The 4,737-nt window shown below is 53.0% G+C and carries 4 protein-coding genes; 3 read left to right on the forward strand and 1 reads right to left on the reverse strand.

What is annotated here, in order from left to right:
* Positions 1-154: 154 nt before the first annotated feature.
* A complete protein-coding gene (locus ACTHSL_RS12055) occupies positions 155-1,048 on the forward strand; it encodes a LysR family transcriptional regulator (RefSeq protein ID WP_440381586.1) in 894 nt (297 codons plus the stop codon).
* Between the two features lie 75 nt (positions 1,049-1,123).
* A complete protein-coding gene (locus tag ACTHSL_RS12060) occupies positions 1,124-1,399 on the forward strand; it encodes an oxidative damage protection protein (protein WP_003775416.1) in 276 nt (91 codons plus the stop codon).
* Between the two features lie 91 nt (positions 1,400-1,490).
* Here ACTHSL_RS12060 and ACTHSL_RS12065 read toward each other — a convergent pair whose 3' ends face one another.
* Positions 1,491-1,874 (reverse strand): A1S_2505 family phage non-structural protein, encoded by a 384-nt coding sequence (locus tag ACTHSL_RS12065; RefSeq protein WP_003775415.1) that lies wholly within the window; start codon positions 1,872-1,874, stop codon positions 1,491-1,493.
* A gap of 273 nt (positions 1,875-2,147) precedes the next feature.
* Here ACTHSL_RS12065 and ppk1 point away from each other — a divergent pair, with 273 nt between their 5' ends.
* On the forward strand, positions 2,148-4,208 hold the full coding sequence (ppk1, locus tag ACTHSL_RS12070) for a polyphosphate kinase 1 (protein ID WP_440381587.1): 2,061 nt from the start codon (positions 2,148-2,150) through the stop codon (positions 4,206-4,208).
* Positions 4,209-4,737: the final 529 nt, after the last annotated feature.

Here is a 4,737-nt window from a genome sequence, read left to right on the forward strand (position 1 = left end):
GTTGCTTCTTTGGATTAGGTTTTCGTATTTCATTTGGAAATTGTAAATCTTCAGGATACTTTCGCAAGAGGTCTAATTAAGACGGAATAATAGATAATTCCTTTAAGTAAATATATACTATGTTTATTGATGCAATATTTCCCAATAAGAAATCATGGATACTTTATTCAGCCTGAAGGTTTTTCGCGAAGTGGTTCGGCAAGGCAGCTTTACCCGTGCCGCCGACAAACTCGGCATTTCCACCGCGATGGCCAGCAAACACGTCAGCCATCTGGAAAACCATATCGGTGCCAAACTATTGCAACGCAACAGCCGTAATCTGTATCTGACGGAAGCGGGTGAGGAATACCACCGCGAATGCGGTTATGCGCTGGAAACGTTGGAAACCGCTGCCGAACGCGCAGCCGGCGGGACGGAAAAACCGCAGGGGCTGCTGCGGGTTACGATGCCGATGTGGTTTGCCAACCATCATGTTTGCAGTTGGCTGGCCGAATACTGCCGCCTTTACCCGACCGTATCGCTTGATTTGATTCTGGACAACCGCAAAATCGACCTGGTGGCCGAAGGGGTGGATTTGGCCTTACGCGTCAGCAGCGTCGACCTGCCGCCCACGCTGATTGTCCGCCCATTAAGCGAAATCGCTTTTTATTTGATTGGCGAAACAGAGTATCTGCAAAGGCACGGCACACCCGCCACACCGCAGGAAATTCTTACCCACAATTTCGTCCAAGCAAGTTATGTCGATATGGAGCATATCAAACTCTCGCGTGACGGCGAGCATTTTACCCTCACGCCGAATTCGACCATTCGGGCGGACAATACGCCGATGGTGCGGGAAATGGTTTTGGCCGGCGGCGGCTTGGGCTACCTGCCCGCATGGACGGTCAAACGCGATCTCGACAGCGGCCGCCTTGTACGCCTGCTGCCCGAATGGCGCATCCCGTCCGCCACCTTGTATGCAGCTTATGCCGATAGGGCTTTTTTGAGTGCGAAAATACGCAGCTTTATCGATTTCCTGGTGGAGAAAATCAGGCAGGAGGCCGTCTGAAAGCGGCTTCCTATACAAAGCAACGCCCTTCCGTTAGAATTCGGGCCGTCTGAAAAACCGTTGAAGGAAAACATCATGACCCGTATGGTTCATTGCGTGAAACTGGGCAAAGAAGCCCCCGGCATGAAATTCGCCCCCCTGCCGAACGAACTGGGCAAGCGGATTTTTGAAAACGTATCGCAAGAGGCATGGGAAGCGTGGACGCGCCACCAAACCATGCTGATCAACGAAAACCGCCTGAGCCTGGCCGACCCGCGCGCGCGCGAATATCTGGCCCAGCAGATGGAAAACTATTTCTTCGGCGACGGTGCCGACGCAGTGCAAGGCTACGTGCCGCAAGAGCCGAAATAAAGACGCCTTCGGTAAAAAACATAAAAAGGCCGTCTGAAAACCCGAATATGGTTTTCAGACGGCCTTTTTAATTATCTGCCCTTAAAGCCTTTCATTCGGCTTTGAGGATTTCCTCCCATTCCGGCGGCAGGCGGCAATTGTCGGACACGCCTTTGAACAGCGGCGCAATATCCTGCGCATGATATTCGCCCAAAGCCGTACCGACGGGCGTAACAAAAAAACGTTTGTCGAAATTGGTTTTGGCAAAATCGATAAACAAATCGACATAGGTTTTGATTTCTTCCAAAGGCAGCAGTTTCAATTGCTCGTCTTTCACCGGAATGGCCAAAGACTGCCCCTGCAAACCGAATCCCTGCCCCATTTCCGCACCGTATTTCATCCGTGCGGTCAATGCCGTACCCAAACCGTGCTTACCGGCTTTGTTTGAACCGAAAACAAAAATCTCGTTATCCCGTATTTCGTGCTTGATGGCCATAAATTTTCCTTTAAATTATTCCGATGCCGCAATGTCTTTATCGTTTTACCACAAAGGCAAACTGCTATTGTAAATGATTCGGACAATCTGAATATTTGATATACATCATCCTTCCCTTCAACACAACCGATCACCTCGCTCCAATCCACCGTCGTTTCTCTTCAGACGGCCTCCCAACTGGAAAAACCCTGCCGCCGGACTTATACTTGATACCTTATACGCAGACATTCCGTCCGTCGTTATGAACATCAAACATATTCGAAGGAGAACGCCATGCCTCAATCCAACCGCATATTATGCCGCGAACTGAGCCTGCTCGAATTCAACCGCCGCGTATTGGCGCAAGCGCAGGATGCGCGCATCCCCCTGCTTGAGCGGTTGCGCTTCCTCTGCATCGTCTCCTCCAACCTCGACGAATTTTTTGAAGTACGGATGGCCTACCTGAGGCGCGAACACAAACGGAATCCCGGCAAAATCCTCGACAGCGGCATGACGCCCGCCGAAACCCTTGCCGCCGCATCGGTTGAGGCACACCGCCTGATACACGAACAATACGACCTGTTCAACAACGAACTGCAACCCGCCCTGAGCCGCGAAGGCATCCATTTTTACCGCCGCCGCAACTGGACGGCGGAACAGCGCGCCTGGATAGAAGACTATTTCGACCGCGAACTCTGGCCGATACTCACCCCCGTCGGCCTCGACTCCGCGCACCCCTTCCCCAAACCATTGAATAAGTCGTTGAACTTCGCCGTCGAACTCGAAGGCAAAGACGCATTCGGCCGCTCTTCGGGCATGGCCATCGTCCAAGCCCCACGCATCCTGCCGCGCGTGGTCAAACTGCCGTCTGAAATCTGCGGCGGAGAAGAAGGCTTCGTCTTCCTGTCGTCCATCTTGCACGACTACGTCTACCGCCTCTTCCCCGGCATGGAAGTAAAAGGCTGCCACCAATTCCGCCTCACGCGCGACAGCGACCTGACCGTGGCGGAGGAAGACCTGAAAAACCTGCGCGCCGCCATCCAAAGCGAGCTGCACGACCGCGAATACGGCGACGGCGTCCGGCTGGAAGTGGCGGAAACCTGTCCGCCCCACATTTACGACTTCCTGCTCGGCCATTTCAAACTCAAACCCGCAGACCTTTACCAAGTCAAAGGACCGGTGAACCTTGTGCGCCTGATGTCCGTGCCCGACATGGTCGAACGCCCCGACCTCAAATACGCCCCGCGCAGCGGCAGCCTGTCAAAAATGCTGAAAAAAGACGAAGGCGTACTCGAAGCCGTGGCCCGGGAAGATATTTTGCTGCACCATCCTTACCAATCGTTCGAACCCGTCGTCCGCTTTATCCGCGAAGCCGCGGCCGACCCCGCCGTCGTCGCCATCAAAATGACCATCTACCGCACAGGTACCGACTCCGAACTGGCCAAGGCACTGATGAACGCCGCATTGGCGGGCAAGCAAGTAACGGTGGTTGTGGAATTGATGGCGCGTTTCGACGAAGCCAACAACGTCAATTGGGCGCAACGGCTCGAAGACGCGGGCGCACATGTGGTATACGGCGTATTCGGCTACAAAGTCCATGCCAAAATGGCTTTGGTCATCCGCCGCGAAGAAGGCCGTCTGAAACGCTATGCGCACCTCGGCACCGGCAACTACCACCAAGGCACTTCACGCATCTATACCGATTTCGGCCTCCTCACCGCCGACGAACAAATTACCGCCGACGTGAACACCCTGTTTATGGAAATCACCGGCCTGGGCCAGCCCAGCCGCCTGAACAAACTCTACCAAAGCCCGTTCACCCTGCACAAAATGCTGGTTGCAGGCATCCGCCGCGAAGCCGAACACGCCAAAGCCGGCAGGAAGGCCCGCATCGTCGCCAAACTCAATTCGCTGATCGAACCGAACATCATCGAAGAACTTTACGCCGCCAGTGCGGCCGGCGTACAGATTGATTTGATCGTACGCGGCATGTGCGCCCTGCGGCCGCAAGTGGAAGGCCTGTCGGAAAACATCCGCGTCCGCTCAATTATCGGCCGCCAGCTCGAACATTCGCGCGTTTACTATTTTTACAACGACGGCGCGGAAAACACCTATATATCGAGTGCCGACTGGATGGGGCGCAACTTCTTCCGTCGCATAGAAACCTGCACGCCCGTAGAACATCCGAAACTGAAAGCCCGAGTTATCCGCGAAGGCCTGACCCTGGCCTTAAACGACAACTGCCAAGCCTGGTTGATGCAGCCCGACGGCAGCTATATACGCGCAGAACCGGGAGAAAACGGGAAAGTATGCAGTTCGCAGGAAATCATGTGGCAGGAATGCGCCGGCATCTGAAGGCGGCCGTCTGAAAAATCCTAGGCAGTGATGAATGAGGTTCAAGCCAAATGCCATAGCAATAAAGGTTAATCCGCCGTAAGGCAGGACAACGTTCAGCAGGGCATCGCGCAGCATAGCAAGCAACCTGCCCTCTGCACTTCATCAGCCGAAGGGCGGGCATAGGCCCTGTACCCATCCAACGAACAGGCGGCATCACAATGCCGCCTGTTGCCATTTCAACCTCACATCTCTATCGGAAATGGCCGGTATTGATGGCCGCTCAATATCAGCATATCAAAAATTTGCTTTTCTGCCATGCCGTATTTTTCAGACGACTTGACAGAAATTTTCAATCACATAAATTCACTTTTGTCTGATTTTTCTATTCAACGGCGCATTATAAAAACCAAAAGCAGTCATATTTTGTAAAAATAATACAATATTGCGTATTTTTATTTATTTTGTCTTTTTATTAGACCTCTTGCGAAAATATTCATCCCATCGCATTAACCAGTCCTGCAATCAGATTTACCCTTAACCCGAACCG

The sequence above is a fragment of the Neisseria sp. P0008.S010 genome, assembly GCF_051962715.1.
Classification (GTDB): Bacteria; Pseudomonadota; Gammaproteobacteria; order Burkholderiales; family Neisseriaceae; genus Neisseria; species Neisseria elongata.

Excerpts from the sequence above, each read along its gene's own strand:
- ACTHSL_RS12065 (WP_003775415.1), bottom strand. The coding sequence starts at position 1,874 with ATGGCCATCAAGCACGAAATACGGGATAACGAGATTTTTGTTTTCGGT.
- ACTHSL_RS12060 (WP_003775416.1), top strand. The coding sequence starts at position 1,124 with ATGACCCGTATGGTTCATTGCGTGAAACTGGGCAAAGAAGCCCCCGGC.
- ACTHSL_RS12055 (WP_440381586.1), top strand. The coding sequence starts at position 155 with ATGGATACTTTATTCAGCCTGAAGGTTTTTCGCGAAGTGGTTCGGCAA.
- ppk1 (WP_440381587.1), top strand. The coding sequence starts at position 2,148 with ATGCCTCAATCCAACCGCATATTATGCCGCGAACTGAGCCTGCTCGAA.